Source organism: Methylobacterium aquaticum (assembly GCF_016804325.1).
Classification (GTDB): domain Bacteria; phylum Pseudomonadota; class Alphaproteobacteria; order Rhizobiales; family Beijerinckiaceae; genus Methylobacterium; species Methylobacterium aquaticum_C.
Map to the genome: position 1 here is coordinate 5,607,915 of NZ_CP043627.1, position 25,011 is coordinate 5,632,925.

The 25,011-nt window shown below is 69.7% G+C and carries 29 protein-coding genes; 18 read left to right on the plus strand and 11 right to left on the minus strand.

What is annotated here, in order from left to right:
• The first annotated feature begins 8 nt into the window (after positions 1–8).
• Both F1D61_RS25645 and F1D61_RS25650 read left to right on the plus strand, forming a co-directional pair.
• Positions 9–260, plus strand: a complete 252-nt coding sequence (locus tag F1D61_RS25645) for a hypothetical protein (protein ID WP_203154971.1) — start codon at positions 9–11, stop codon at positions 258–260.
• A gap of 265 nt (positions 261–525) precedes the next feature.
• Entirely contained in the window at positions 526–879 is a 354-nt protein-coding gene (locus tag F1D61_RS25650) for a Rap1a/Tai family immunity protein (RefSeq protein WP_203154972.1), read from the plus strand.
• 127 nt (positions 880–1,006) lie between these two features.
• On the opposite strand, the gene F1D61_RS25655 is transcribed toward F1D61_RS25650, so the two are convergent.
• From F1D61_RS25655 to F1D61_RS25705, 11 genes are all read right to left on the minus strand, one after another.
• A complete protein-coding gene (locus F1D61_RS25655) occupies positions 1,007–3,079 on the minus strand; it encodes a hypothetical protein (RefSeq protein ID WP_203154973.1) in 2,073 nt (690 codons plus the stop codon).
• Entirely contained in the window at positions 3,076–6,003 is a 2,928-nt protein-coding gene (locus F1D61_RS25660) for a hypothetical protein (protein ID WP_203154974.1), read from the minus strand. The genes F1D61_RS25655 and F1D61_RS25660 overlap by 4 nt, the downstream gene beginning before the upstream one ends.
• Position 6,004: 1 nt before the next feature.
• Complete coding sequence (locus F1D61_RS25665) at positions 6,005–7,558, minus strand: tail fiber domain-containing protein (protein WP_203154975.1); 1,554 nt, start codon at positions 7,556–7,558, stop codon at positions 6,005–6,007.
• Positions 7,558–7,977, minus strand: coding sequence for a hypothetical protein (locus F1D61_RS25670; protein ID WP_203154976.1), 420 nt, complete (start codon positions 7,975–7,977; stop codon positions 7,558–7,560). Before F1D61_RS25670 ends, F1D61_RS25665 begins: the two co-directional genes overlap by 1 nt.
• Positions 7,977–8,279: a hypothetical protein gene (locus F1D61_RS25675; protein WP_203154977.1), complete on the minus strand. Its 303-nt coding sequence runs from the start codon at positions 8,277–8,279 to the stop codon at positions 7,977–7,979. The genes F1D61_RS25670 and F1D61_RS25675 overlap by 1 nt, the downstream gene beginning before the upstream one ends.
• Complete coding sequence (locus tag F1D61_RS25680; RefSeq protein ID WP_203154978.1) at positions 8,276–9,778, minus strand: hypothetical protein; 1,503 nt, start codon at positions 9,776–9,778, stop codon at positions 8,276–8,278. Before F1D61_RS25680 ends, F1D61_RS25675 begins: the two co-directional genes overlap by 4 nt.
• A gap of 3 nt (positions 9,779–9,781) precedes the next feature.
• The gene (locus tag F1D61_RS25685; RefSeq protein ID WP_203154979.1) at positions 9,782–10,447 is read right to left on the minus strand and encodes a phage adaptor protein; all 666 of its coding nucleotides are present in this window, start codon (positions 10,445–10,447) and stop codon (positions 9,782–9,784) included.
• 13 nt (positions 10,448–10,460) lie between these two features.
• On the minus strand, positions 10,461–11,168 hold the full coding sequence (locus F1D61_RS25690; protein WP_203154980.1) for a hypothetical protein: 708 nt from the start codon (positions 11,166–11,168) through the stop codon (positions 10,461–10,463).
• 26 nt (positions 11,169–11,194) lie between these two features.
• The gene (locus tag F1D61_RS25695; protein ID WP_203154981.1) at positions 11,195–11,671 is read right to left on the minus strand and encodes a hypothetical protein; all 477 of its coding nucleotides are present in this window, start codon (positions 11,669–11,671) and stop codon (positions 11,195–11,197) included.
• A 283-nt stretch (positions 11,672–11,954) separates the two neighbouring features.
• Positions 11,955–12,113, minus strand: coding sequence for a hypothetical protein (locus tag F1D61_RS25700; protein WP_203154982.1), 159 nt, complete (start codon positions 12,111–12,113; stop codon positions 11,955–11,957).
• A 21-nt stretch (positions 12,114–12,134) separates the two neighbouring features.
• A complete protein-coding gene (locus tag F1D61_RS25705) occupies positions 12,135–12,347 on the minus strand; it encodes a helix-turn-helix domain-containing protein (RefSeq protein WP_203154983.1) in 213 nt (70 codons plus the stop codon).
• Positions 12,348–12,436: 89 nt separating this feature from the next.
• Between F1D61_RS25705 and F1D61_RS25710 the strand changes: the two genes are divergently transcribed.
• The 16 genes from F1D61_RS25710 (at position 12,437) to F1D61_RS25785 (ending at position 25,009) form a co-directional block, all read left to right on the plus strand.
• On the plus strand, positions 12,437–13,018 hold the full coding sequence (locus F1D61_RS25710) for an XRE family transcriptional regulator (RefSeq protein WP_203154984.1): 582 nt from the start codon (positions 12,437–12,439) through the stop codon (positions 13,016–13,018).
• A 426-nt stretch (positions 13,019–13,444) separates the two neighbouring features.
• Positions 13,445–13,888 carry a hypothetical protein gene (locus tag F1D61_RS25715; RefSeq protein WP_203154985.1) on the plus strand — a complete coding sequence of 148 codons (444 nt, stop codon included), beginning with the start codon at positions 13,445–13,447 and terminating at the stop codon, positions 13,886–13,888.
• Positions 13,889–13,895: 7 nt separating this feature from the next.
• Positions 13,896–14,282: a hypothetical protein gene (locus F1D61_RS25720; protein ID WP_203154986.1), complete on the plus strand. Its 387-nt coding sequence runs from the start codon at positions 13,896–13,898 to the stop codon at positions 14,280–14,282.
• On the plus strand, positions 14,282–14,428 hold the full coding sequence (locus F1D61_RS25725) for a lipopolysaccharide assembly protein LapA domain-containing protein (protein WP_203154987.1): 147 nt from the start codon (positions 14,282–14,284) through the stop codon (positions 14,426–14,428). Before F1D61_RS25720 ends, F1D61_RS25725 begins: the two co-directional genes overlap by 1 nt.
• 55 nt (positions 14,429–14,483) lie before the next feature.
• Positions 14,484–15,362, plus strand: a complete 879-nt coding sequence (locus F1D61_RS25730) for a TAXI family TRAP transporter solute-binding subunit (protein WP_203154988.1) — start codon at positions 14,484–14,486, stop codon at positions 15,360–15,362.
• 71 nt (positions 15,363–15,433) lie between these two features.
• Positions 15,434–15,844 carry a hypothetical protein gene (locus F1D61_RS25735; RefSeq protein WP_203154989.1) on the plus strand — a complete coding sequence of 137 codons (411 nt, stop codon included), beginning with the start codon at positions 15,434–15,436 and terminating at the stop codon, positions 15,842–15,844.
• A 61-nt stretch (positions 15,845–15,905) separates the two neighbouring features.
• On the plus strand, positions 15,906–16,295 hold the full coding sequence (locus F1D61_RS25740; protein WP_203154990.1) for a hypothetical protein: 390 nt from the start codon (positions 15,906–15,908) through the stop codon (positions 16,293–16,295).
• The gene (locus F1D61_RS25745) at positions 16,292–16,483 is read left to right on the plus strand and encodes a hypothetical protein (RefSeq protein ID WP_203154991.1); all 192 of its coding nucleotides are present in this window, start codon (positions 16,292–16,294) and stop codon (positions 16,481–16,483) included. The genes F1D61_RS25740 and F1D61_RS25745 overlap by 4 nt, the downstream gene beginning before the upstream one ends.
• A 173-nt stretch (positions 16,484–16,656) precedes the next feature.
• The gene (locus tag F1D61_RS25750) at positions 16,657–17,592 is read left to right on the plus strand and encodes a hypothetical protein (protein WP_203154992.1); all 936 of its coding nucleotides are present in this window, start codon (positions 16,657–16,659) and stop codon (positions 17,590–17,592) included.
• A 10-nt stretch (positions 17,593–17,602) separates the two neighbouring features.
• Positions 17,603–18,832: a hypothetical protein gene (locus F1D61_RS25755; protein WP_203154993.1), complete on the plus strand. Its 1,230-nt coding sequence runs from the start codon at positions 17,603–17,605 to the stop codon at positions 18,830–18,832.
• A complete protein-coding gene (locus F1D61_RS25760) occupies positions 18,832–19,317 on the plus strand; it encodes a zinc-finger-containing protein (RefSeq protein ID WP_203154994.1) in 486 nt (161 codons plus the stop codon). The genes F1D61_RS25755 and F1D61_RS25760 overlap by 1 nt, the downstream gene beginning before the upstream one ends.
• On the plus strand, positions 19,317–19,547 hold the full coding sequence (locus F1D61_RS25765) for a hypothetical protein (RefSeq protein WP_203154995.1): 231 nt from the start codon (positions 19,317–19,319) through the stop codon (positions 19,545–19,547). The genes F1D61_RS25760 and F1D61_RS25765 overlap by 1 nt, the downstream gene beginning before the upstream one ends.
• Entirely contained in the window at positions 19,547–20,083 is a 537-nt protein-coding gene (locus F1D61_RS25770) for a helix-turn-helix domain-containing protein (protein ID WP_203154996.1), read from the plus strand. Before F1D61_RS25765 ends, F1D61_RS25770 begins: the two co-directional genes overlap by 1 nt.
• Complete coding sequence (locus F1D61_RS25775) at positions 20,083–23,100, plus strand: DNA cytosine methyltransferase (RefSeq protein WP_203154997.1); 3,018 nt, start codon at positions 20,083–20,085, stop codon at positions 23,098–23,100. The genes F1D61_RS25770 and F1D61_RS25775 overlap by 1 nt, the downstream gene beginning before the upstream one ends.
• Positions 23,101–23,105: 5 nt before the next feature.
• Positions 23,106–24,122 (plus strand): hypothetical protein, encoded by a 1,017-nt coding sequence (locus F1D61_RS25780; protein ID WP_203154998.1) that lies wholly within the window; start codon positions 23,106–23,108, stop codon positions 24,120–24,122.
• 5 nt (positions 24,123–24,127) lie between these two features.
• Positions 24,128–25,009: a hypothetical protein gene (locus F1D61_RS25785; RefSeq protein ID WP_203154999.1), complete on the plus strand. Its 882-nt coding sequence runs from the start codon at positions 24,128–24,130 to the stop codon at positions 25,007–25,009.
• Positions 25,010–25,011 lie beyond the last annotated feature (2 nt).

Sequence of the window (25,011 nt, forward strand, 5' to 3'; positions counted from 1 at the left end):
GACTAGCGATGCCACCCATCAAGATCACCGACGACAACGCGCGCTTCATCAATACGACGGCTCGCTTCGACGATGACGGTACAGCCGTGATGGATGGCGAGATCGCTTTTAATATGGCTGGCGTCGAAATGATTATTCCATTCAATGGCGCCAAATCAAAGAAAGACGCTCTCAAAGTTGCCGCCGGAGAGCTTGAAAGACGAGCAAAAATTCTGATTAATCTTTCCGGGCACTATATTCCGAAGATTGACGCATCATGACATCCAGCCGAGCGCCGAGTTCCGCATCTGCGATCTCTCGCGCTTCTCGGCGGCGCTCTTCGGCATACTCGCGATCCCACGCAGCCTGCCGCGCCCGCGAAAGCAGGTCGGACGGCAGCGCCGACAGCATCGCCATCAGCAGGTCGGGGGTGCTCGGCGTAGGCTCGGTCATGTCCGGATCTATGAGTGGGGCGGCTTCGTTAGGCCGACCCTATCACTGGGCGTCCAGTTTGGACAGCGGGCCGCCTTGCGGATACGGTGAGTGATGCGCTCCGCCGACCACCTCTGGCCTTGGATCGCCATGGCCCTCCTGCTGCCAATCGCGCCCTCGCAGGCCATGGCCGACCAGAAGACCGGGTTCGTCCTCGACAACCCAGATGATCCTGCTGTGGCAGCCTACTTCGTTGGGCTAGTCGAGGGGATTGAATGGACAGTCTCTGTTGTAAAAGACAAGCGGCAGTATCCATATTGCCCGCCGCTAAATTTAGCCATCACAAAAGAACAATACGTTTCAATCTTGCGTCGAGAGGTCGAAAGACAGCCGGATCTACGTAATGCCTTTGCTGGATACACAATGCTCAGAGCGCTGAAAAATGCATTCCCTTGCCTGGAAAAGTGAGGGATGGAAGACGGCCCCACCCCTGAATCCCTCTTCGCCGACGGTGGCGTGATGAGGCTCGCCATCCTCATCGCATCGCTCGTGCTCACGCACATCTATTACGCCGAGGGTGGAAAGCTCCTCCACCCTATCGTCGATCCCGTGATCGATCGTCTGCTTGGGCTCGCGCCACCGCCGGCACCGCCGCCGAGATGATGCCGCGGCCGATCTGTGCGCCTCTCTGCGTCCGGCCGGCTTCCTGCTGCCCGAGCCGCAGCAGCAACGTCAGCGCTTCGTTGCGCCGCCCCTCCATCAGCAGGCGGGCAAGGTTCTGCCGTACCGCCTCGGTGTTGCCGTTGAGGCTGGCAGCGCCGCGGGCGAGGGTGTCCCGCATCGCGCCGCCGAAGTTGCCGGCCAGGAGCTTCGCCAGAAGGCCGGCATCCACCCCGACATCGGCGTTGTCCGCCAAGTTTTCGGCGGTCTTCGAGTTGCCCAGCGCCTCCGCTCGGTTGGCGAACATCTCGTTCTCGCGCCCGAGCTGCCGCGTCAGCGCCTCGACCTTGTCGGGGCGGGTGAAGGCCTGAAGTTCCGCCTGCGCCGCATCGGAGCCGAACTGGCGCGCCTTGTTCACGCCTTCCGCGGCGCGCTCGACCCGGCCAAGCACCGGATCCGCGTAGCCGACGCGAAACCCTTGCTTGGCGGGCTCGCTCATACCCTCGAATTGCGCGATATTGTCGGCCGCCCGCGCCCGCCCGGCACCCGCCTGGCGCCCCATCGCGACCGCGTCCTTGATCTCCATCGGGCCGGCATACATCGCGCGGGCTTTCGCGAAGTCGGGGTTCAGGTTGTCGACCTCGTTGAGGAACGCGCGCCGCACCTGATCGATCGCGCGCCCCTTCTCGTCGAGAACGAGCCGGCCCGTCACCTTGTCGCGGTACTGCTCCAGGATGTCGTCGATGCCCTTCTTGATGACGTTGACGGTGCGCATGTTCGGCACCTGCAGCAGCACTGGCTCCCCGAGTTCGTCGAAGCGCTCCACGATGTCGAAGGGGTCGAACTTCTTGCCGGCCGCGAGAGACTCCAGGCGCTGGATCTCGATGCCCCGGCGGATGCCCTGTTTGGTGATCGGGTCCTTCAGGAATTCATTCAGCCGATCCGACCAGACGGGCGCCTGCGACAGCGCCTTCTCGTAGAACGGCTCCGAGGCGTCGCGGGCCCAGGAATAGAGGTCCCCGGTCTGGCCGCGCGCGGTCTGCGGCGCCTCGAATGCTTCCGTGACAGCCTCGCCGATGCGCCGGGCCTGCCCGCCCTGGCGGTCGTTCAGGAATTCGCGCAGGTCGGTGCGCCCTTGGCCCGGGTTTTTGGACACAACGGCACCAAGCCGGGCCCCGTCGTAGCCGAGGGCATCAAGAAGCCGGTATTCGCCCTGACCATCGGCCGCCGCTTGGCCGATCCGGTCGGCGATCTGTTCCGGGGTCTGGCCGGAGCGCGCCGCCGCACGGCCGACCTGGCGCTCGGCGTATCCGGCTGGATCGACGCGGGCCGTGATGTTCGAGAGGATCGGGCCCGCCACGGTGCCCAGCGCAGCGCCCGCGAGCGGCAAGGCGCCACCGAGGGCCGCGCCGACGGCCGCCCCCTTGCCAGCCTCAGCCAGCCGACCGACGCCGTCGCCCTCGGCTGCGCCCGACACGGCGCCGAGGGCGAGGCCATCGATTGCCCCGCCCGCCGCCGCGCCGCCGAGACTGCCGAGTCGCGCCTGCGCCGCCGGGATGGCGGTGACCCCGGCCTTCGCGAGACCCGCGCCCGCACCCACGTTGCCGGCAAGCTCCATGGCCGTGCCGAGGCCGCCATTGTCGCGGCGCCCGTCCTCGAGTTCCAGATCCTCGCGCGCCTTGGCGTAGGCGTAACCCTCACGCGGGTCGAGCGTGCCGCGCTTCACCATCTCCACGGGCGTCATGAGCCCGGCCAGAACCTCGTCTGCGGTGCCGAGAGATGCGCCCTGGAGCCATTGCCGGGCTGTGCCGGCGCGGCGCTCCAGGCCGGCGGCCCGCTGCGCATCGATCTCACCTCGCACCTGGGTGCGGATCGGGTCCGGCGCCGAGGTCGGCGCCATCCTGCCCGCCCGCTGGTCCGCGGTCGCCAGCGGCGCATCCTCCCACCAGCCCTTCGCAGGCGGGACCGTCGATGCCAGGGGGGCGGCCTCCCACCAATTCTGCGTCACGGCTTCACCCTCATCTTGCCCTGGGGATCGATGAACCGGGAGCCCGAGGGCATGCCGGCGTAGTCCTCAGGCGTCTTGGGCTGGTAGATGCGGCCCGCGCCGGCCGGCGGCGAACCGCCCGACGGGGGAGCGTCCTGCGGGGCGGGCGCCGGCGCGCCGGTCTGCATCCCCTGCGGCGTCTCTCGCCCGGGCTTGTAATAGGTCCCGCCGCGAAGGTCGTTCACGCGGGCCTGCTCGAACCCGAGGCGGCTCTGCACCTTGGCGATGGTGTTGTTGATGACCTGCTCGCGCAGTTCGCGAGGCATCCCGGAGATACCCTGGATGTCCTTCAGGGCGGCCCGCTCGCCCTCGGTCGGGTTGCCGCCGAAGATCGCCTTGAGGCTATCGAGCATCTGCGTCGACATCAGGTTGTCGAACTCGCGAGTCGCCAGCGAGCCCTCGCGATCGGCGATGGCGTCCGGGACCATGCCGTCCGGCAGGGACGATCCGAGCCAGGCGCGCGACCCGGCGGTGTAGCCCTCGTAGGCCTTCGGGCTCAGACCCAGCGCCCGGTTGAGGGAGTTGAGCGCGGTCTGGTGGGACAGGATGCTGTCCTCGCCTTCGCGGATCGCCTGCTTGTCGGCAGCGGTGAGCGCCTGCTGGTTCTCCTTCGGAAGCGAGCCCGACAGGATATAGTCGCGATAGCGAGGGTCGTTCGGGTCCTGGCCGGCACCGAGGACGCCCTGGCGGCGCTGCTCCCGCTTCACAGCGTCGTCGTTCTCCGGCTTGCCGGCGGCGGTGCCTGCGGCCTGCGCCTGCGCGCGGGCCTGGATGGTCGCCGGGTCCTTGTCGCCACCCTGGACCGGGACCAGCGCCCCGTCGGCGCCCCGGTTGTAGCCCTCGGGGGCCACGAACTGGCCCGTCAGGATCTTGTTGAACACCTCCGGGGTCGATCCGACCGACATGGCGAAGTCGTCGCTGATCGGCGTGCCGAGCTTGGCGAAGTGGTTCTTGGCGAACTGCGCGTTCGCCGTGAGGCTGCGCTGCCCCTGCTGGAGCTTCTGCATCTCGACGGCCTGCTTCGCCCGGGCGAGACCCTGGGCGGCGGAGGCGTTCTGCATCGCGACGCCGTTCTGCACGCCGGTCGCAAACCCGCGGGTGATCCCGGGCGTCGACATCAGCCCTGTGCCGATGCCGATCAGCATGTCCGAGTTGTTGCCGATCCAGCCTGAGACCTTGTCCCAGGTCGAGGGTTCGGCGGCAGAGGGCGCCGCGGCCTGCGCCGGCGGCCGGATGTCGAGCGGCTGGCCCGGGTCCGCGCTGCTGCCGAACTCGGGCGGCCGCGGGGGCGGGAGGGGCGCGTTCGTCATGGCGGCGGACGGGGAGGGCGTCGGAGCAGCGCGGGCGGGCGCGACCGGACGCGGAACGCTCGCGGTCGAAGCGGGCTCCTGCGGTGGGAGCGGCAGGCCAGCGCCGACCGAGCCCGGGCCGAACCCGGATTGCGTGGCGGCCGGGGCCGATGCCCGGGGCGCCAGGCCAGCAAAGCTGAAGGGGGCGACCGGCGCGGGCTCGGACTGCGGCGCCTCGGCAGGGGCGGGCGTCGCCTGCGCGGGCGTCCGGCCGGCGAGGGCCTGCATGCCGCGGGCGAGCGAGAGCTGATCGGCGAGCGACATCGACCCGGCATCCTCGCTGCGCGGTCGCCCGAAAGCCGCATCGAAATCGGGCATGAAGCTGAAGGCGCGCGCGCCGGCTGCCATGGGGGAAGCTCCAGAGGATGAGGGTGCGGCCTGGGCGTCGCCCGGGGAGAGGGCGGCGGCGCCAGCCAGCCCGGCGGCTGCCGGTGCGCCGGCATAGAGAAGCTGGTCGGGGGCGTAGTAGCTGCGCACCCGACCGGGGGTGAGGGCAACGACCTGGTCGTGGCCGCCATGCTCCGCCAGCCCGCGAATAACAGCGGTGTCCAACCCCTCGGCCCTGGCTCGCGCGATGGCGGCGCCGAGGTAGCCGTGGCCGAAGGTGGCGCCAGGTAGCGGCTCTGCGGGCAGGCCCATGTCGGCGAGCTGCTGATTGATGGCCCGGGACTGCTCCCGGCTGGCGAGGAAATCGTCGCGCCAGCCGTTGCGGAGCGCGTCGGCCGAGGCGATGTCACGGGCTGTCGGCGGCCCGGGACGCTCGCCGAGCACGGCCGCTCGCGCCTCGTCGCCGAACCGCGGGTCGCGCTCGATTAGGTCAGGAATGTCGTAGACGGCCGTTTTCCCCGGCTCGACGGTGGTGCGATAGACCCGCGGCCCGGCCGCTGCGCCGGCCCCATCGCCACCCCCGGCATAGAAGTTGGCTGTGGGCGCGTCCGGGGTCAGGAAGAGCGCGCCCGCCTCGCTGTTGCGCTCCGCGCCCTTGAGCGCATTCGGGTCGAACCGGGCGAAGTCTGGTCCGGCCTCGCTGCCGTGGTAGAGGTTCCAGCGGGCGGCGCCGGGATCGACCTGACGAACGGCGGGCTTGGCAGAGGCCGAAGGCGAGAAGCCGCCGAGTGCGCTTTCCAGGGCCGCGAGGGGATCGGCTTCCTTGGCAGAGGCTCCGCCGAAGGATCGGATGGCGCCTGACGGCACCTTGAACGGCAGAGACCCTGTCATCGCAAGCCCAGCGATGCCCGCGCCAGCGCCCATCGCCTCGTCGCTGACGTGCCCGGTTGCCGGGTCGAAGATGGGCAGGTCCCCGTCGAGGGCTCTCTTCGGCGCCGTCGCAGCATCAAGGAGGCCCTGGGCGGCGTTGCCGGCCACGACACCGACAGCCCGCGACAGGTTTTTGCCCTCGACCGTCGGCTGCACCGAGCCATCGCGTCGGGGGTCCACCGGCATCTGCCCGGGGGCGAGCCCGACAGGGGTGGCTTCGTCGTCGGGAGAAGCCGGGATCACCGGCCAGGGCGCGAAGCCGAACGGAGCGCGGGCCATGTCAGGCCCTCCGGGCGCGGCGGGTGGCCTTGTCGTAATCGACCATCAGGAGGCCGTGCGGCCCCTCGACGACCGCCTCGGGCGTGACCTGGGCCACGTCCTGCGCCATGAGGCCGATCTGCATCTTCGGGTCGCCCTTGTAGCGGTAGGCGTAGAGCTGCTGGCCGTCATAGGTCTCGCCGACGGGCGAGATGTCCTCCTTGGCGCGCTCGTCGGAGGTCATGGAGGCCACGATGCTCGGCAGCGCCGCGAAGCCGCTCGCTCCGCTGCTGGTACGCCCCATCAAGCCCGCGGCGGTCGTCGCCGCACCCAAGATGCTCTGGAACACGCCCGGGTTCGGCGTCTCGGTCCGCGAGACGCTGTTGCCGACTACGCTGCCGCCCAGGCCCGCGATCGGCAGGATCGTGTTCGCGTAGGCGGCGAGGTTCTTGAGCGGCGCGCCGGCCGTCTCGTCGAACTTCGCCATGTCGGCGTTGAGCTGGTCCTGCCGGGCGGCGTCCTGCACCGCGCCGGTCTGCGCCAGCGTCCGGCCGGGGGCGAGGAGGCTTTCCTGGATGCCCGGGATCGCCGAGATGCCGGCGAGCGCGGCCGCCCGGTCGCCCGAGGCGAGACCGGCGAGGCCCGAGGCGCGGGTCGCGCCGATGTTCGCGTTCGTGGCCTGCTGCCCGGCGAGCGCCGTCGCGCCCGCAAGCCCCGCGGCGTCACCCGCCATGCCGAGATGCGCGCCCTGGACCGCGAGGCCGGCATTCTGCGCCTGAACCCCGCCGAGGCTGCCGAGGAGGCTCGATGCGAGCCCGGTCCGGGCGTTGGCCGCGCTGTCGATCGCGCTGGCGGCCTGCGCCTGGCGGGCGCGCTCCTGGTCGTAGTCCTGGTAGCGCAGCGCGTTCTCGTTCGCCGAGACGGCGTCCGACACCGCGTTCTGCATCATGCCGGAGCCGTAGCGGCCGCTCGCCGCCATCTGCGCGGCGACCTTGGAGGCGGCGGCGTTGCTCGAGCGCTGCGCCACTGCGTCGAGGTAGGGGTTCGCGCCGCCGAGGTATTTCCCGTTGGCGACATCCTGGAGCGAGCGCTGGGTCTGGCTCGGCCCGGCCATCCCGTCGACGAGGCCCTGGAAGCTGGCCCCGGTGGTGACGGTGTTGCCGCCGGCGAGCCGGTTGCCGACCTGCTGCGCGGCACCGTTCGGGCTCGCCATCCGGGAGGCGAGGCCGGCGGTCAGGCCGGTATCGATCCCGGAGATGCCGGAATAGGCGTCGGCCGCGGCCTTGGTGCCGGCGGTCTGCCCGCCCGCGCCCGCCAAGCCCGTCACGAAGGTGTTCGCGTTCTGCGCGGCGCCGATGCCGGCGCTGGCGTTGTCCTTGAGGAAGCCGAGGCCGGCCTGCGTCGTGTCGCCGAGTCCGGCCACGCGGTCGCCCTGGTAAACCTGGGCGCCCACGCCGTTCATGTAGTGGGCCTGCGAGTCGGTCAGGATCTGCGCGAGCTGCGGGATCGCCGGCGCCCACGGGTCCCGGTTCTGGGTCGAGGACTCGGTCTTGGTGTTGACCGTCTTGCCGCCCATCAGGCCGCTCCGAGCGTCTTGGTGTAGAGGATGCCCGCCGGGGTCGGCGTGGCGGCGTAATCGGGCAGGAGGCGGGCCCAGCCGCGGCGGCCGATCCACTCGACGGTGGCGCAGCCGAGCCGCCGGGCACCGTCCTCGATCTCCGCCAGGGTGTGGCGCCAGGCGCGGGCCTGAGCGCCCCCGACGGCGAGGATCGCGGCGAACCGCCGGCCGTCGTGGTGCTCGGCGACCTGGACGACGCCGGCGGCGACCGGGCCGGGCCCGATCAGGACCAGGGTGGCTGAGCCGGCGTCGCAGAGCGCGTGCAGATCGACCACGGTGATGTCCGAGCCCGGCCGGGCGCAGGCCTGCTCCAGCCACGACTCGACGATCGGCCAGACCTGCGGCAGGTCGGCCGTTGCCACCGAGGAAAGGTGCATCAGGGGCGCCGGAGTTCGTAGCGGAGGGTAGCGCCGGGGGCAGCGGAAAGGTGGCCGAGCACGAAGGAGCCAGTGCGGACCTCGCGCACGAAGGGCTGGGCCGCAGCTGCGGCGGCAGAGGTCGGAACCGGCACCGGCAGCGAGCCGGGCGCGCAGGCGCGGTCCATCACCTCGGTCTCGGTCGCGCCTGGAGTTAGGGTGATAGAGCCGGCGCCGATCGCATTCGACCCGCCCGTGGCGAGGTCGCGGACTGCCTGGATGACGAGGCGCAGGTTCGTCTCGCCGAGGCTCGGCACGTTCACCGCATCCCCTCCGCTGTCGCGTCGACCTCGAACCCCGACGCGTAGGTCCAGGGCGTGCCGGCCGGGATGCGAGCCCGGATCCGGTGATAGCGGCCGGAGGAGCGACACGGCGCCCGGCGCTCCACCGTCGGCGCGGTCTCGGGCCGCCAGGACACCGGCACGGAGCGCGCCAGACTCTCCCGGGAGCCAACGGCGGCCCGCCAGTCGTCGGCGTCGGTATCGAGGCGCGCGGAGCGCGCAAACGCCCTCATCGGCCGCGCAAGCATCGCATCGGCGGTCTCGATGGTCGCCTCAAGAGGCGGCCCGGTGAGGAGCGACAGGCAGTTGTCGGCGGTCACGAAGCCGAGCGCCGGGATGCCGCCGCGGTAGGACGGATCGTCGAACGACAGGCTCTGGCTCTCCAGGGTGCCGGGCAACGTGTCGAGGGAGATGGGCGGCGTCGCCGTCGCCATGCCGGCGGTCACCGCGAGCGACAGCGCCGACCATCGGTCGAGTTGCCAGTCGTAGACCAGGGCTGCGTCGAGGAGCGCCCGGCGGCCCGGGTCGGCCGCCTTCGTGCGGTAGGCGAAGATCACCCGCGGGCCGTAGACGTCGCGCACGGCGATGGTCTGGGGCAGGCGCAGCGGGTCGACCGCCGACAGGAAGGTGCGGTTGACCCGCTCGGCGCCGATCGGCTGCGAGGCCGCCCCGGTGAAGGTGTAGAACCCGTCGCGGTCGAGAAAGAAGGTGCGCGGCCCGACCTTGCAGATGGCCCAGGGCGCGACGGCGCCACGGTTGTCCTCGACGAGGCTCACGTCGAAGACCTGGGGCGAGCCCGGGTTGAAGGTCAGGCGGCGGATCGACCGCTCCTGGAACACCACGCCGAACTCGCCGCCGGCGAACCCGGTCACCGCGCCGCCATCCGGCATGACCTGCCAATCGGCCTGGTGGCCGTCGGTGCGCAGTCCGCGCGTCCAGAACTCGGGATTGCCCAGGTCCGACCACCAGATGGCGTTCGGCTGGATCGACAGACCGGCCAGCACCAGGAACTCGCCGACGATGCCGACAGCCCTGGCCCGGGGCGGGTTGCCACCGAGATCCGAGAAGCGGCGGCTTTGATCGGCCCGGCCGGACTGCGGATCGACGTCGAGGGATTGCGGCGGCGCGCCGAGATGCACGGCGATCAGACGGAAGCCGTAGAGCGCCCACTGCCAGGAGTCGCCGTCCGGCACCGAGTAGGACCGGCCGGGGTTCGAGACCGCGTCCCAGCCCTTCGTCGAGTTGTTGTAGCGCAGGAGTGAGGTGCGCGTGCCGGCGAAGTAGCTCCAGGTGCCGTAGGCGGGCGAGACCACCGCCACCGCGCCGCGGCAATCCTCGGGCAGCGGCAGGGAGGTCGGCACCGGCGCCAGCACAGGGCCGTAGCCGTCGGCGCGCGGAAACACGTTCTGCGCCACCCCCGAGACGGTCGCATCGTTCGATGCGACGTCGGGTGCGTAGGGCGGGAGAGCGATCGCCGCCACCGGTTAGACGATGCCCTTGGCGGCCGTCATCTCGGCCGCGTCGTTCGCCGCACGCTGGGCGCGCAAGCCGACCTTGAGGGTATCGCCCTGGCCGAACACGGCCTTGAGCCGGTCGTTGACCAGGTTCGCCCACTGCGTCGAGCGCTCCTCGTCCTTCTGGAACAGCATCGCCTCCCAGAGGGCGGCGTACAGGTAGATCTCCGGCGCGCGGGTGATGAGCCAGTTGGTTGGAGCGTCGGCCGTCAGCGCCGGGATGCGCTGGTAGTAGAACAGTTCGAGACTGCCGGCGATGACCGGGATGACGCGCACGGTTCCTGCCAGTACGGTATAGAACTGCGGCACGCCGTTCGGGCGATGACGGTGCCGGAACTCGGGCGAGTCGGGCTCGCGATAGGCCAAGTAGAGCTGACGCTGCGTCGAGGGCTGCGGCGGCGTCCATCGCACCGAGATCCAGTCCAAGAAGTCGGCGGGCAGCGGCACGCCATCGGCATTCATGTCGACGCCGCCGTTCGACATCTGCATCTCGGGAAGGCGCAGGTCGGTGTTGAACCGGCCTTCCGCCTGCTGGACGAACAGCGGCGCGAACGCCTGCAGGTCGTCGCGGGCGAGGTAGGCCTCGAGCGCGCCCAGCAGGGTCGGGTAATCGGTGATGCGGGACAGGTTGGCCACGGGAGCCTCACGGTCAGAGGTGATAGGCGCGGATCACGCCCGAGGAGGCGGCGCGGTTGGCCCGCCCGCGGAGTTCGGCGAAGGCTTGCGCCACCGCGGCATCCTGGATCTTGGTTAGGGCTGCATCTCGCAGGACGTTCATGGCGAGGTGGCGCTTGGCCCAGGCCGAGATCAGCGTGCCGGCCTCATCCACCCATGGCGACGTGTCGTCGTCCTGTGCCGGGGCTGCGATCCTGACGTGGCCGGAGAGGCGCAGCGTGTAGGCGGCGTCGGGCACCGGATCGATGCGGATGGAGCGGTCGAAGAACGAGTAGCGGCAGGGCTGGCCCTGCGCGTTCGCGACTTGCCACCGCTCGATGTCGGCCTCGGGCGCCCGGTGGAGCGGATACGGCTGGTCGTTCTGGACCATCACCAGCGTGTCGACCGCGTAGAGGTCCGCGATCTCGCCGAGGTCGCCGCCGGCATACGTGTCGATGCCGGCGGCGGTGACGAAGGTCAGCACCCGCTCGTTGAACGTGAACCGCTGCGATTGGTAGTGCCGGACGGCGCGCTCAACGGCGAGCCGTACCTGCCGGGTCAGGTCGGCGGTGATCGTCGCGTCGATCAGCGCGGGCGTGAGGCGCGGGGCGTTCAAGCCCTTGTCCTGGATCCGCTGTTCCAGGGCGACCTCGGTGGCGTCGCGCGCTCCGAACGCCTCTTTCTGCTCGGCTCCGTCGACCATGTGCTCTCTCCTCTGCTGCTCGGCCGTCAGCGCGGCGCGGTGGGGGTCAGGCCCAGAACCGACGGTCCGGGCGCATCAGGCGCCGGAGCATCCGGGCCGAGTGCTGGCGGTAGGGCCGGCCTTCCTGCACCCGTCGAAGCTCCCGCTTCAGGCGACGGCGCTCGGCGAGAAGCCGGATCTTCCGAATGATCTCCGTGAGCACAGGCCAGGGCATCGATCTGCCTCCGAAGGTCGGCGTTGCTGGCGGCCAGGGCGTCGTTGCCGGCCACGAGGCGCGCGCACAGGCGGTCGTGCAGCGCGTGGATGTTGAGGGCGTCGTGAATGTCGATCCGCACGTTCGGGCTGCGGCCGATGATCCGGCGCACCCAGGTCGATGACTTGCCGGTCTCGCTGGCGATCAGCGCATAGGCATCCATCTTCCCGGCCCCGGCGCCGGTCAGCTTCTCGACGATTTCAAGAACGGTCTCGCGTTTTTGCGAGACGGCTTGCTCATACGTGATCATTGATGCGCGAGGCCTCGTCTTTGACCACACTTGATCAATCCTCCGTGACACAGTGCCTGTGACGCAGGGGAAAGAGAGAAATGCAGGAGGTGGACGGACAGACGCACGGCAACACGGGCGCGATCGAGGGCTGGCAGGCTGTGACGATCGCGTCGGAAGGAAAGACCGGCTCTGCACGAAGCGGAGCCGGCAAGTCCGAGGAGGAAACGCCCAGTGGGCGTGTGTCCCGGGAGGGACCTGGATGCGCCGAACAGGCCGGCGGCATGGGGGAGGGCGGCCGCGCTCACCGGACGATCTCCGGGAGCATGCGGACAGGCCCGTTGAGGGTGTTCGGCTCGACGATGCTCGGCACGCTGGCGCGCTTCGAGGCGGCGCCGGCGATCATCAGCCCCAGCAGCGTCGCTGCGACGAGCACCGTGAAGGGGTTCGCGAGGTCGCGCATGTCAGGCAGCCCGCGGGGCGATCACGCCGCGCTCTCCTCGGGGAGGGAGGCGACGATCAGTTCGGCCGCCGTGACCCTTCCACCCGTCGCCTGGACGATCCGGCGAATGGTCCGGCTGCTTGGCTCGCGCTCACCCCGGAGGATGCGCGTGATGGTCGAGGCCGGCAGCGACGCATCGCGCGCGAACTGCGTCGGCTTGAGCTTCTGCTCGGCGAGATAGTCGGCCAGCGTCATGCCAGCTTTTTGCCATATGGCAAAAAAGAAAGCAACAGGTTTGCCAAATGGCTCTGGAGAGCGTTCTGCAGCCCCGTCAAGATTGCCGTATGGCCCTGACGATGCTCACGAAACTCCGCACTCAAGCCGGCCTGACGCTCGAGAGTGTCGCCGCTGACATTGACCTGTCCACATCGCAGATCCAGCGGTTCGAGAAGGGCGATCGGGAGCCGCGCCTGTCCGAGCTTCAGAAGATCGCTGGCCGCTTCGGGGTCACCGTCGCCGAGCTGATCGGCGAGCGTGCGCCGAAGGCTGTTCCTCTTGTCTCGTGGGTCAGTGCCGGCCGCCTCCGCGCCAGCCACCCAGTCTACGAGACAGATATCCTACGCTACGTCTACCTGACCGACTTGCCGCCCGGTGATTGGCTCGCGCTGGAGGTCGACGGCGACAGCATGAACCGCGTCGCCCCGCCCGGTTCTACGATTGTCGTCAACCGTCAGGATCAGAACCTGATCGACGGCAAGTATTACGTCTTTGGCAATGCACAGGGTGAAGCGACCTTTAAAAGGTATCGCGTCGATCCCGACCGGTTGCAGCCCTTTTCAACTAATCCAGACCATGAAACTCACTACATTGACAGTGAGATGCTTACAGTCGGGCGCGTGAGGCGCGTAATAACCGATCTACCATAGGGGCTGGTTTATGGCCGATACGGACGAGCTAGATCCTCAAGCTCAGACCAGGATGGCGCTTGCTGCCCTAGCAGCAGCCTTCGCCAAATCTCTTGAGTCCCGACACGAAGGTATGGGGGAAGACATCCTACGTAACTTGGAACAGATCTACGTGGAGGCCAGAAACTGGGAGAGGCCTGCGACCGGTCTTCTTGAGACGCTGTCGTGGACAAGGGAGATTTATCGTTCACTGAAGTAGCCTCCGGCCTGCACATCTAGCGCGCCCTCGCCCCGCCTCGCGCGGGGCTTTTTATTTGGACGCGGGTTGCGCTCGGCGCCGCCTTGATACCCCGCGTTGCAGGCTATTGCCATATGGCAAAAATCGTTTGACAGGCTGTTTGCCAATTGGCAAAGTCAATCCATCGCCTCCCGCGATGGAGCCGCCCCGTGCAGACCTTCTCCCGCATCCCCGCAGCCTACGACCGCCGCACCAGCCCCGCCCCGCGCGGCCCGTTCCTGATCGAGATGCGGGAGACGGCCGATCCGGCGAAGTCCTGGATCGAAGAGACCAGCGACACCGCCACGCTCGCCCAGGTGATCCGGTTCCTGATCGGCGTCGAGCGGCCCTACGCCGAACTGGTCGAGGTCTACGAACTCAACCTCGCTGATCGACTGGCGCCGCAGGTCACCAACGTGACCGCCCTTGTCATCGGCATGATCTCTGACCGGATCGACCGCGACGACGAGATTGACGGGCTGCCGGACTCGCTGGAGGACGCATGCCGGCGCCACCACATGCCGGGCCCGGCCGAGAAGGCGCCTCGCTGCGAAATCCCTTTCGATCGCCTGACGCCTGCGTGCGTCGGCGTTCGCACCGGCGCGGCCTGGTAAGGCCGCCATGATCCGCGCCTCCGCCACCACGCCCCGCCGGCCGCTCTCGCCCTCGAAGAAGCTGCTGCTCCTGGAGCGCCAGGGCCACATCTGCCCGCTCTGCGAGACCGAGATGCGCCCGGGTGATGCCCTGGTGGACGAGCACATGCGCTCCCTCGGCCTCTCCGGCTCGAACGACCTCGACAACCGGGCGATGGTCCACGTCGCCTGCGCCGAGAAGAAGACCCGCGGCCCCGACGGCGATCACGCCAAGATCGTGAAAGCCAAGGCGCAGAAGCGCGCCGCCTTCGGGTTTGATCGGCCGAAGCGCCCGATGCAGGGCGGCCGCAACTCCCCTCTCAAGCGCCTGATCGGTGGCGGCGTTGTGATCCGCGCCACCGGGGAGCCTGCGTGATGCCCGTCCTCGTCATCACCCCCACGACGATCTTCGAGGCGCTGCTGATCGGCGTCGTCCTGATCTGGCTCCTGTCTCTCTGGGTCGGGCACCGCCTGCGCCAGAGACGCGCCCGCCGCCGCGCCAAGCGCGACGCGAAGCCCTGACCCGCTGCCGGCCCGGGTCCGGCCGGCTCGACCTCCCCACTTGGAGAACCTGACCGTGAAAGCGCTTCTCGTCGCGTCCGTCCTCGCCATGTCCGCCGCCTCGGCGCAGGCGGCCGACGCGCCCACCTTCCGGCTCTGCACCGGCAACGAGGCCGGCAACTATTTCCGCGCCGGCCACGTCCTGAAGAGCAAGGCGTCGAGCCTCAAGGTCGAGGTCGTCCAGACGCAGGGCTCTCTCGACAATCTCGACAAGGTCGTCGCCGGCCAGTGCGACGGCGCCTTCGTCCAAAGCGACGCGCTCCTCGTCTACTCGGCCCGCAACGCGGCGGCGCTGTCGTCGATCGAGCGGGCCGGCATCCTCTACCAGGAGCAGGCGCACCTCCTCTGCAACCGGAGCGCCAAGATCGGTCGCATCGTCGACCTGACGAAGGCGAACACCATCGCGGTCGGACCGGACGGGAGCGGCGCCCGCACGACCTGGGACGGGTTCGTGCTCGCCGACAAGAAGCGGTACGCACCGGTCCAGATCGATACCCGCGCCGGCGTCCGCGCTCTCTCGGCGGTCGCCGACGGCAGCCAGGTCCAGTGCATGCTCTGGGTCGGCGCGCTGAACGCTTCCTTCGTGAAGACCGACGCGCAGGCCCAGGGCGACCGGATCGTGCTCGCGGGCACCGACGATCGCGACATGGCGCACACCCGGGATGCCCGCGGGCAACTCGTCTACGCCTACGGCGAGATCCCAGCCGGCACGTATCCGCGGATCCAGCCCGGCGGCACGCTCTACGGCACGAAGGCCATCGGCACCATCAGCGTCGACGCCCTGTTCGTGACCGGGCTCGCCTGGGTGAACGCGAACGAGCGCTCCTACGACGCCCTCCTGCGAGCCTTCGCGGCGGCCAAGCCGGCGATCGCGACCCTCGTTCAGCCGCAGTAGCGGCCACCCGACCCCGCCCCGCGGTCCGGGACGCGGCCGCGCCTCTCTCCATCTGCGAACCAAGGTGACCTATGCCCGCTCTCGACCTGTCCGACCTCCTGGCTGCTGCCTCGCGTAACGGCAGCCGCCGCGAGGACCGCGACGAGCCCACCAAGACCCCTCCGGACGTGCTTTGCCTCACGTTGCAGGAGGTGGCGGCTCGGTACGTCTCGCCGTGCCCCTTCAAGGTTGGCGACATCGTCACGCCCCGGAATGGCTACTACTACAACAACGTCGGCGTGCCGCACGTCGTTCTCGAAGTTCGCAACAGCCCTATCCAGAATTTCGACATCGTCGAGGACATGCGAGATCAGGCGATGCCGACGTTCGGCGCTCGCTTCGATGTGCGGGTGGCGACCGAACTGCTCGGGAAGATCATCGCCTTCTGGCAGGAGAGTTGGGCGCTGGAGGCCTACACCGGTCCGCGCGCGACGCTCGACTGATCGCCTTAGCCCGCCTCCGGGCGGGCCACCCCTCCCTATCGTCAGCCAGCGAGCGCCCGCCATGGCCGCGCACGACACCACCCCCGAACCGATGGTCAGCCTCTCCTCCCTGGCCAAGACCAACCAGGCCGCTATCGCCGCCATCCGCGAGGCGGTCGCCAACAAGGCCGAAGCGAGCCAGCTGCGCCGCGCCCTGGAGATCGCCGCAGCCGACCTCGCCCGGGCGCACAGCGCTACGCTGATGGTGATCCGGGCACGCACGCTCGCCGAGGCCCACGAGATCGCCGACGCCGATGTTGTCGAGCTTGCGGTTGCCCACCGGATCGCCCTGGACGCTCTGGAGAGGATCGGGCAGCCGGCGCCGGCCCGGCCCGAAGTGACTCCCGGCACCCAGTCGGGCGTCACCAGCCTCGCCGCCGAGCGAGCCCGCCGGGCCGGGAGGTGCGCGTGATCGCCCTCTCGCTCCTCCTCGGCGCCTCCGCCGTCGCGCTCGCCCACCTCGAGATGGGCAGCATCGCCCGGACCGGGTCGGCGGAGTCCACGATGGCGTGGGTCGTTATCGGGCACCTGATGTGGATGGCCGGGTCCGCCGGTGCGCTGGTCCTCGCCGGCTTCGCCTTCCTGCGGGGGCGGTCGTGACCGAGGCCGCAACCCCGAGACCGCCGTCGAGCGGGCCTTCCGCGAAGCCGCCGACCGAATGGAACGCGTGCTTGCCGAGGCGGCCGACGAGAAGGCGGCTCTCGCCGCGACCATCGACCGACTCCTTGCCACCACCGCCCGCCTCAAGGGCGCCGAGCAGCAGGACGCCTGACATGGCCGCCACCCTCGAAGTTGCCGCCGACCCCTACGCCTGGCACGCCGCAGCGCTCGCTGGCACCGCGCCGGATCTGGAGCGCGGGCAGGCCCCATGCGGCTGGTTCCGCCTCCAGCAGCGCGACGGCTCGTTCCTGCCGGTTGCGCTCTGGCCGGCGGCCGGTGATGTGCTCTGGGCCCAGGTCGGCACAAAGGATCCGGTCTGTCTGCGCGGGCCCGGCGTCGATGCCGGGGCGGAGGAGGCCTTCTGCGAGCGCGTCATCGCGTTCTGCTGGCGCTCGCCGATCGCCGAGGACCTGTATTGGCAGGTCCGCGAGGGTGCACCCTGGCCCGACCTGCCGCCCGAGCGCGCCGTCACCTACTCGAACCTCCCGGCCGACCCGTTCGAGGCCCTGCGCGCCGAAGTCGAAGGTGAGCGCGAGGAGATCGAGCGCTGGCTCGCCGCCGACCCGATCAAGGATCAGACCGCGTGCGACCGGGCCGCGAACTGGGCGTCCCGCCTCGCCGACCTGGAGAAGCGGGCTGGTGGCCTGCGCGTCGAAGAAAAGCGCCCGCACGATGATGCCGCCAAGGCGGTGCAGGCAAAGTGGAAGCCGCTCGAGGATCTGGCTGCGGGTCTCAAGCGGCGGCTGAAGGACGCGACGCTCCCGTTCCAGCAGGAGCAGCGCCGCCTTGAGGCCGAGGCCCGGGCCGCCGCGGCACAGGCCGGCGAGGCGCTGCGGCCGGCGAAGCCCGCCGGCGCCGGCACGGTCGGCCGGAAGGTGAGCCTGCGGACATCCTACCGCGCCGAGATCACCGACTTCGACGCCGCGCTCGCAGCGCTGAAGGACAACCCGGACCTCCGCGACCTCGTCCAGCGCCTCGCCGACAAGGTCGCCCGTAACGGCACCGCTCTCCCCGGCTGCCGCCTCGTCGCCACCCAGACCGCAGCCTGAGGAGTCCAGCATGAACGCCGTCGTCCCCATGGACAACGCTCGCCGGGAGCGCCCGGTCGTCATCGATGCCGTGCCGGTGCTCGACACCAGCCGGTTCGAGCAGATGCAGCGCATCGCGAGCGTCATGGCCCGCTCACCGCTCGTGCCGGATTGCCTGCGGTACGGCACCAACGACTACGGCGACGTGGTCAAGGCGGAGCCCCTACCGATCGAGACAGCGACGGCGAACTGCTTCCTGGTGACGAACCAGGCGGTGCGCTGGGGCCTGGACCCCTTTGCCGTCGCTCAGTGCTGTTCCATCGTGCGCGGCCGGCTGATGTTCGAAGGCAAGCTCGTCGCAGCGGTGCTCGCCGCGAAGCTCGGCGTGCAGCTCTCCTACGCCTGGAACGACAAGACCGGCGATGCCTTCGGCGTCATGGTTCGCGGCCCGGACGACGAACTCGGCAACGCGCGCACCATTTCTGGCACCGTCGGCGACTGGAAGACCGAGCGCAAGGGGTCGCCCTGGGGCTCGGCCTCCGGCCATCGTCGGATGCTGGCCTATCGCGGCACGCGCGAGTGGGTCCGCCTCTATGAGCCCGCCATCCTGCTCGGCGTCTACACGCCCGACGAAATGGACGACATGCAGGAGACGGCGCGCGCGACCCGCGCGGCACCGGCGCGCATCGCCGCGCCCGAGGGGCCGCCGCGGCGCATTGCGGCTCCCGCGCCCGCCATCGTGGAGGCTGCGCCTGCGCCGGCGACCAGCCCTGCGCCTACGGCGAGCGCCGCCGGGCCGGACGAAGACGAGATCGAGGCCGCCCTCGTGCAGTTCGAGCGGGATGCCGCCGCCGCCACGATCCTCGGACAGGTCGACAAGTCGCGCGAGCTTCTCGACGACCTGCAGCTTTCCCGCCCGCAGCAGCGCCGCGTCGAGGATGCGAGCGAGGCGGCCAAGGCCCGGATTTGGAGGGAGTCGCAGTCGGCGCAAGCCGCGAGCCAGCCCGCCGGACCTCCCCGCAAGGCAGCCGCAGCGAGTCCGGCTCCGCAGCCCGATACGGCCCCGGTGGAGGACTCGACGGGCGAGGGCGCGGAGGACGGCGGTCCCGCCATCGACCCGGAGAACCCCGACTATCAGCGCGGCATGCGCGATCACCGTGATGGCGTGAAGCGCTGCGTCATCTCGGCGATCCGCAACGACCCAGCCCGGCACGAGGCATGGCAAGCGGGCTGGATGGCTGCTGCGAACGGTGACGCCTGATGTCGGCCGCCCCGATCTGCTGCGGGCAGCCGGCCCGCCTCACCACCGGCGCCGAGGTCTACCCGCACCGGCCCGACCTGCACGACAAGCCGATCTGGCGCTGCGACGTGTGCCCCGACGCCTATGTCGGGTGCCACCCTGGCACCACCGATCCGCTCGGTACCCCGGCCGGCCCGGACCTGCGCAAGGCTCGGCGCCTGCTCCACGAACGGATGATCGACCCGCTGTGGCAGACGGCCGACCGGAGCGGAGCCTATGGCCCGCTCGACGAGGAGGGCCGGCGCACCGTGCGCCAGGCCGCCCGGGGTCGCGTCTACGGCTTCCTCGCCGACCGTTTGGGCCTCACCCGCGACGAGACCCACACCGGCCTGTTCGACCTGGAGCAGTGCCGCGCCGCTTGGCGGGCGCTCTCCGGCGTCGCCTACCCCGAAATCCGCGAGTGGGCGCAGAGGCGCCGCGCCGCGCCGAAAAGGAAGGCCGCGTGATGGCTTGCAACTGCCTGCACTGCACTCTCGGCAAGGTCATCAACGAGCGCTTCCCGGACGGGGTCGGCCCGGAGGAGGCAAGCGAGATCGCGACCAATCTGGCGGCGCTCACGGGCGGCTTCTTGGCCGACGTCTCGGACCGATCCGTCGAGGTCTTTATCGCTGCGATGCGCTCGCACCGTGACCGGATCAGGAGCGACCTCGGCATCCGCACCGAAGGTCTGCACTGATGCCCGCCACCTCCGAGCCCCGCACCCTCGAGGAGATGCGCAGCCGGGTCAGCCTGGCGCGTGCGCGAGCCGAGCGCGCCGCCCACGCGCGCCGCCTTGCCAAGGCCCGCGAGATCGCCCGCCGTTCCAGGGTCGCATGGGCGAGCCTCATGCGGTCGGACTATGGACTGTTCCGCCGGATGCAACGGCTGGCACGCCTGCGCGAGGCCGCCGAGTTCAAACACATCGTCAACCATCCCGACGGCGAGGCAATCGTCGACCTCATCGTTGAGACCGCCCGGCGCCACTGCGTCTCGGTCGTCACCCTTATGGGGCCGGACCGCACGGCCCCCGTGCTCGCCGCCCGCTGGGCCGCGATCGCCGCGGTGCACGAGGCCTTCCCGCATCTCTCGCTCCCCCGACTCGGCCACGTCTTCCAGCGCGATCACACCACGATCCTGAACGCGCTGCGCCGCCTGGGGCTGCGGCCCAAGCCCCAGCAGGAGGCCTCCTGCGTCACCCCCGCCAACATCGACAGCCTGCCGGAGCAGCCGTGATGCGTGATCTCGTGATCGACAGCTTCGCGGGCGGCGGCGGCGCGTCCGAGGGCATCCGGGCGGCGATCGGCCGGGATCCGGACGTGGCGATCAACCACGACCGGCTCGCGCTCGCGATGCACCGGATCAACCACCCGGACACACACCACCTGGTCGAGGATGTCTGGCACGTCGATCCGCGCAAGACCTGCGGCGACCGTCGCATCGGCCTGTTCTGGATGTCGCCGGACTGCTTCCCGGCCGGCACGCTGGTGCTGACCGAGCAGGGATACCGCCCCATCGAGGAGATCGAGGTGGGCGACCGCGTTCTCACCCACCAGCAACGCTGGCGCCGGGTGACCGAGACGAGCCGGGCGTTCCGGCCGCTCATCACCCTTCGGGGGCACGGGCACCCGGGCCTCACCATGAGCCCGGAGCACCCGATCTACGCCCGCCAGCGCAAGGACATGTGGCGGACCGAGCCGCGCGGCTATGAGAGAACCCTGGACCCAGCCGACTGGCTGCCGGCGTCCGCCCTGGATCGCGGCTGGTACTGGGCGACGCCGACAACATTCCCGCTCGAGCAAGACGTCCCAGTCGTCGGTCGGCGCGGCATGCCGTTTGACCAGCGGCTGATGTGGCTCGCCGGTCGCTACGTCGGGGATGGCTGGACGCGCCTGACCGACGACCGCGCCGAGCTCGTCATCACCTGCGGGCGACACGAGGTCGACAGGCTGCGCGAGAAGCTGGCCGCTTGGCCGCGCCAGGGAGGTCGGGCTGCGGCCGGCGAACTCGCCTGGCACGAGCGCGAGACCGCGACCGCGTACCAGTTCTCGACGAACCACCGCGGCCTCGTCGAGTGGCTGCGCGAGGAGTTCGGCCACGGTGCCGAGAGCAAGCGCCTGCCGGCCTGGGCACTCGGGCTTGCCCCGCTGATGCGAGGAGCACTCCTGGAGGGCTACCTGTCGGCCGACGGCTGGCGCCACGACGACTTTTACGAGGCTCGTACCGTGTCGAAGGCTTTGGCCTTCAGCGTCAAGGCCTTGGTCACCAGCCTTGGGAACACCGCGACAGTACACCTGCTCGCCAACTCGTCCGAGATCGACGGCAGGACCGTTTTGGCCCGGCCCATCTATCTCCTGCGCTGGAGGCACGCGCTCGACGCGAAGCGGGCGCAGACCTTCCGGCTCGACGACGGCTTCGAGTGGGCACCGATCCGCGAGCAGATCGACGTCGTCGATAGTGCCGAGGTCTTCAACATCGGCGTCGAGGAGGACGAGAGCTACGTCGTCGAGGGCATCGTCGTCCACAACTGCAAGCACTTCAGCAAGGCGAAGGGCGGCCAGCCGCGCGAGAAGGCGATCCGTGGCCTCGCCTGGGTCGGCCTGCGGTGGGTGAAGAGCCTGCCGCCGTGGCAGCGACCGCGCGTCGTGATCCTTGAGAACGTCGAGGAATTCCAGGATTGGGGGCCGCTGCGCGAGGACGGCAAGCCGTGCCCGGTGCAGCGCGGCGCCACCTTCCGCGAGTTCGTCCGGGCATTCGAGGCCTGCGGCTACGTCGTCGAGTGGCGCGAACTGCGCGCCTGCGACTACGGCGCGCCGACGATCCGCAAGCGCCTGTTCCTGATCGCCCGGCGCGACGGCAAGCCGATCGTGTGGCCAGAGCCGACGCACGGCGACCCGAAGTCGGAGGCGGTGCGCGCTGGCCGGCTCAAGCCCTGGCGGACGGCGGCCGAGATCATCGACTGGTCGCTCCCGTGCCCGTCGATCTTCGACACCGAGGAGGAGATCCGGGCGAAGTGGGGCATCCGGGCGAAGCGGCCGCTCGCCGACGCGACGATGGCCCGGATCGCCAAGGGCACGATGCGCTACGTGGTTCAGGCTGCGCGGCCGTTCCTCGTCCGGATCAACCACGGCGACAGCCGGGGCCGGCGCGACCGCGGGCTGGACGAGCCGATGCCGACGGCGACGCACCACGGCGGGGACGCCCTGGTGACGCCCTTCGTCTCCTACGCCCAGCAGGGCGGCGCGAGCCGTGACATCGCCGATCCGCTCCACACGATCACGGCGAGCCCGAAGGACCACAACACGGTCGTCGCGCCGTTCGTCACCCGCTTCAACACCGGGGCGGTCGGGCGCTCGCTTGACGAGCCGATCAACACCATCACCTCGCACGCCTCCGAGACGCACGGCGGCGGCGCGGCGCCCCTCGGCCTCGTCTCCGGTATCCTCGTCCCCCGCTACGGCGAGCGGCCCGGCCAGGAGCCGCGCTCACGGTCCGTCGAGGAGCCGGCGCCGGTCATCGTGCCGACCGGCAACGAAGGGTCGCTCGCGGCCATCCATCTGACCTGCCAGTTCGGCGCGTCGGTCGGCTCGGCCGCGGAGGAGCCCGTCGGCACCATCACGGCGGGCGGGGCCGGCAAGGCGGGCGTGGTCGCAGCGTTCCTGGCGCAGCACACCGCGGGCTCCCACCCGGGCCAGCCCGCGAAGAGCGTCGACGAACCGCTTTCCACGCTGACGGCCAAGGGCTGCCAACAGAGCGTGGTCGCTGCCCACCTCCTGAACCTGCGCGGCTCCGATCGCCGCGGCGGGCCGGTCGACGCGCCGGCGCCGACAGTCTCGGCGCAGGGCAACCACGCGGCGGCCGTCTACGCCTTCCTCGCGAAGTACTACGGCGAGGGACTGCCCTCGCAGCCCGCCGACGAGCCGCTGCACACGGTCACGACCAAGCCCCGGCACGGCGTCGTCACGGTCATCGTCGGCGGCCAGCCCTACGCTATCGTCGATATCGGCATGCGGATGCTGACCCCGCGCGAGCGGTTCTCGGCCCAGGGCTTCCGGCGGGATTACGTGATCGATCGCGGCGAGCTCGAAGACGGGACCATCGTCCCGCTCACGCTCGAGCAGCAGGGCCGGATGTGCGGCAACAGCGTCGTGCCGGCGCTCGCCGAGGCCCTGGTTGCTGCGAACTACCGCGAGGCGGAGGCGCGCCCCCAGCGCCGCCCCGCCGCCGACCTCCCCCTCTTCGCCGTGGAGTGAGCGCCATGCCCGAGATCGAAGTCCCGTGCCCGACCTGCTCCGCTACCGGCGAGAGCACCCACGAGGACCGGCACGCCGGCACCAACATGGACACCTGCCGGACCTGCGGCGGCCGGCGGACGATCCCGGCCCGCCCGGGCGAGAGCCGCGAGACCTCATGGCCGTTTGCGGTGCCAGGGGCGGAAGTGACCGGGCCCGAGATCCTTCGCCACAAGAAGACCGGCGGTCTGTACGAGGTGCTGTTCCGGGGGGCTACGGTCCGCACGTCGCTGCCGCTGACCGACTACGCCGCCGTAATGGTCGTAGCATACAATAAGCGCAATCCCGTTTCAGTCTCGGTCAGGCCAGAGCATTGGATCGTTGCTGGGCATGATGTTCTATTCGACTCAGCCCAGATCCAGACTAGCAAGCCGCTGCAAAACGGCGCCGAGGTGGTCGTCTACCGCGCTGTCGGCGGTGGCCCGGTCTGGGTTCGGCGAGCGTCCGAGATGGACGACGGCCGGTTCGAGCCCGCCGATGCGCCCCAGCCCCCATCCTCCACTTCGGGAGAGGCGGAGAGGCTGGTGGAGCAGCTAGAACAAGCTGCCTACAACTTCGCATTCGCAATCGGTAGGGGCCCCAAGAACGGCGAGTTGGTAGAACTTGACCAGCGGTTTACCGATGCCCGCACCGCTCTCCTTTCCCACATCAGCACGGCTGGCCGGGGTGAGGAGGCTGGGGACCTTGCGACGCTGTCGGCTGCGGCTGAGCCAGGGATGCTCGCACTCAGCCCCCGGCAATACGACGACTGGGGCATGATCCGAACAACCGAACCCGACAGCGATGGGTTCGGCCGAGTGATCTTTCACGCAGTGATCTTGGACGATGACACTGAGAAGTCCGCCGCAAGATCAGAGCGCCGGCAACCGAAGATCGTCAAAGCCAACTCGGATTTTCTCATCCGGCTCTGGAATGACTACCGCTCCGGCCGTCTCGTAGAGCGCTCCGCCGCCGACGCCACCAATCCCCAGGACCAGGAGTGAGAGCCATGACGAGCGAGCGCATCAAGGCGGTCGGTGAAAGCACGCCACCCCTATCGATTGGCTTCGACATCGCGATCGCGATGTGCCGACGGGCTGACGTGTTGGGCCATCCATATCCGAGCCCAGAACTTCGGGTGTGGCTGGCCAATCAGATCACCCTCGCTGTGAACGCCGCCCGGTCTTCGTCCCCCACCCTGGATGGGGTGATCAAGGAGAGGGGGGAAGATAAGGAAGTAGAGCGTGCCCTTCGGGACGGGCTCTCGCCAGTTGAGCCCGCAAGCGGTCTCAATCCTTCGGACTTCGATCCCTCACGCGCTGAGTCAGGCCTTGCCGCGTTTGCGAAAGAAGTTATCGCCGCGGGCTGGAATGCTCATATCGATGAAGAGTTCGTGCATAGCGCTAGCTTGCGGCACGGCCTTGTCAGCGAAACAACCTATGACCCAAAAATTCATGGAGACAACGACATAGCCGCGGAAGTGGGCGACCCATGGTTTGTCTTCGCAGGCGCTCTGTCCGCGCCAGGGATCGAAACCGGCACGGCCACGACCGAAGGGCGTGGTCCGAAGGATGAGAGCCCGATCCGCGAAGCGGAGGCGCCCGCAAGTACAGTCCAACCCCCCTCGTCTCAGGAGAGCGGGGTAGGGGAGACCGAGTGGTGGCGCATTCTTCACGATGGCGACAACCCGCGCCCCGATGTCGAATGGTCGGGATACCTGCCTGACGAGGCAGCAAGCGGCCCCGCCATCGCTTATGCCGACGACACCGGGGAGCCACTGTTCGTCGTCTGGTGGGCCGACCTCGGGAATGGTCGATCGCAGATTACACACTGGCGCGACCTTCCGACCGAGATCCTGTCCGCTCCCCGTCCTTCCCAGAGGGAGGGGTAGGC

Coding starts and splice junctions, on each gene's coding strand:
- F1D61_RS25645 (WP_203154971.1), top strand. CDS start 9: ATGCCACCCATCAAGATCACCGACGACAACGCGCGCTTCATCAATACG.
- F1D61_RS25650 (WP_203154972.1), top strand. CDS start 526: ATGCGCTCCGCCGACCACCTCTGGCCTTGGATCGCCATGGCCCTCCTG.
- F1D61_RS25660 (WP_203154974.1), bottom strand. CDS start 6,003: ATGGCCCGCGCTCCGTTCGGCTTCGCGCCCTGGCCGGTGATCCCGGCT.
- F1D61_RS25665 (WP_203154975.1), bottom strand. CDS start 7,558: ATGGGCGGCAAGACGGTCAACACCAAGACCGAGTCCTCGACCCAGAAC.
- F1D61_RS25670 (WP_203154976.1), bottom strand. CDS start 7,977: ATGCACCTTTCCTCGGTGGCAACGGCCGACCTGCCGCAGGTCTGGCCG.
- F1D61_RS25690 (WP_203154980.1), bottom strand. CDS start 11,168: ATGGTCGACGGAGCCGAGCAGAAAGAGGCGTTCGGAGCGCGCGACGCC.
- F1D61_RS25695 (WP_203154981.1), bottom strand. CDS start 11,671: ATGATCACGTATGAGCAAGCCGTCTCGCAAAAACGCGAGACCGTTCTT.
- F1D61_RS25700 (WP_203154982.1), bottom strand. CDS start 12,113: ATGCGCGACCTCGCGAACCCCTTCACGGTGCTCGTCGCAGCGACGCTG.
- F1D61_RS25705 (WP_203154983.1), bottom strand. CDS start 12,347: ATGACGCTGGCCGACTATCTCGCCGAGCAGAAGCTCAAGCCGACGCAG.
- F1D61_RS25710 (WP_203154984.1), top strand. CDS start 12,437: ATGGCCCTGACGATGCTCACGAAACTCCGCACTCAAGCCGGCCTGACG.
- F1D61_RS25720 (WP_203154986.1), top strand. CDS start 13,896: ATGATCCGCGCCTCCGCCACCACGCCCCGCCGGCCGCTCTCGCCCTCG.
- F1D61_RS25725 (WP_203154987.1), top strand. CDS start 14,282: ATGCCCGTCCTCGTCATCACCCCCACGACGATCTTCGAGGCGCTGCTG.
- F1D61_RS25735 (WP_203154989.1), top strand. CDS start 15,434: ATGCCCGCTCTCGACCTGTCCGACCTCCTGGCTGCTGCCTCGCGTAAC.
- F1D61_RS25740 (WP_203154990.1), top strand. CDS start 15,906: ATGGCCGCGCACGACACCACCCCCGAACCGATGGTCAGCCTCTCCTCC.
- F1D61_RS25750 (WP_203154992.1), top strand. CDS start 16,657: ATGGCCGCCACCCTCGAAGTTGCCGCCGACCCCTACGCCTGGCACGCC.
- F1D61_RS25755 (WP_203154993.1), top strand. CDS start 17,603: ATGAACGCCGTCGTCCCCATGGACAACGCTCGCCGGGAGCGCCCGGTC.
- F1D61_RS25760 (WP_203154994.1), top strand. CDS start 18,832: ATGTCGGCCGCCCCGATCTGCTGCGGGCAGCCGGCCCGCCTCACCACC.
- F1D61_RS25765 (WP_203154995.1), top strand. CDS start 19,317: ATGGCTTGCAACTGCCTGCACTGCACTCTCGGCAAGGTCATCAACGAG.
- F1D61_RS25770 (WP_203154996.1), top strand. CDS start 19,547: ATGCCCGCCACCTCCGAGCCCCGCACCCTCGAGGAGATGCGCAGCCGG.
- F1D61_RS25775 (WP_203154997.1), top strand. CDS start 20,083: ATGCGTGATCTCGTGATCGACAGCTTCGCGGGCGGCGGCGGCGCGTCC.
- F1D61_RS25780 (WP_203154998.1), top strand. CDS start 23,106: ATGCCCGAGATCGAAGTCCCGTGCCCGACCTGCTCCGCTACCGGCGAG.
- F1D61_RS25785 (WP_203154999.1), top strand. CDS start 24,128: ATGACGAGCGAGCGCATCAAGGCGGTCGGTGAAAGCACGCCACCCCTA.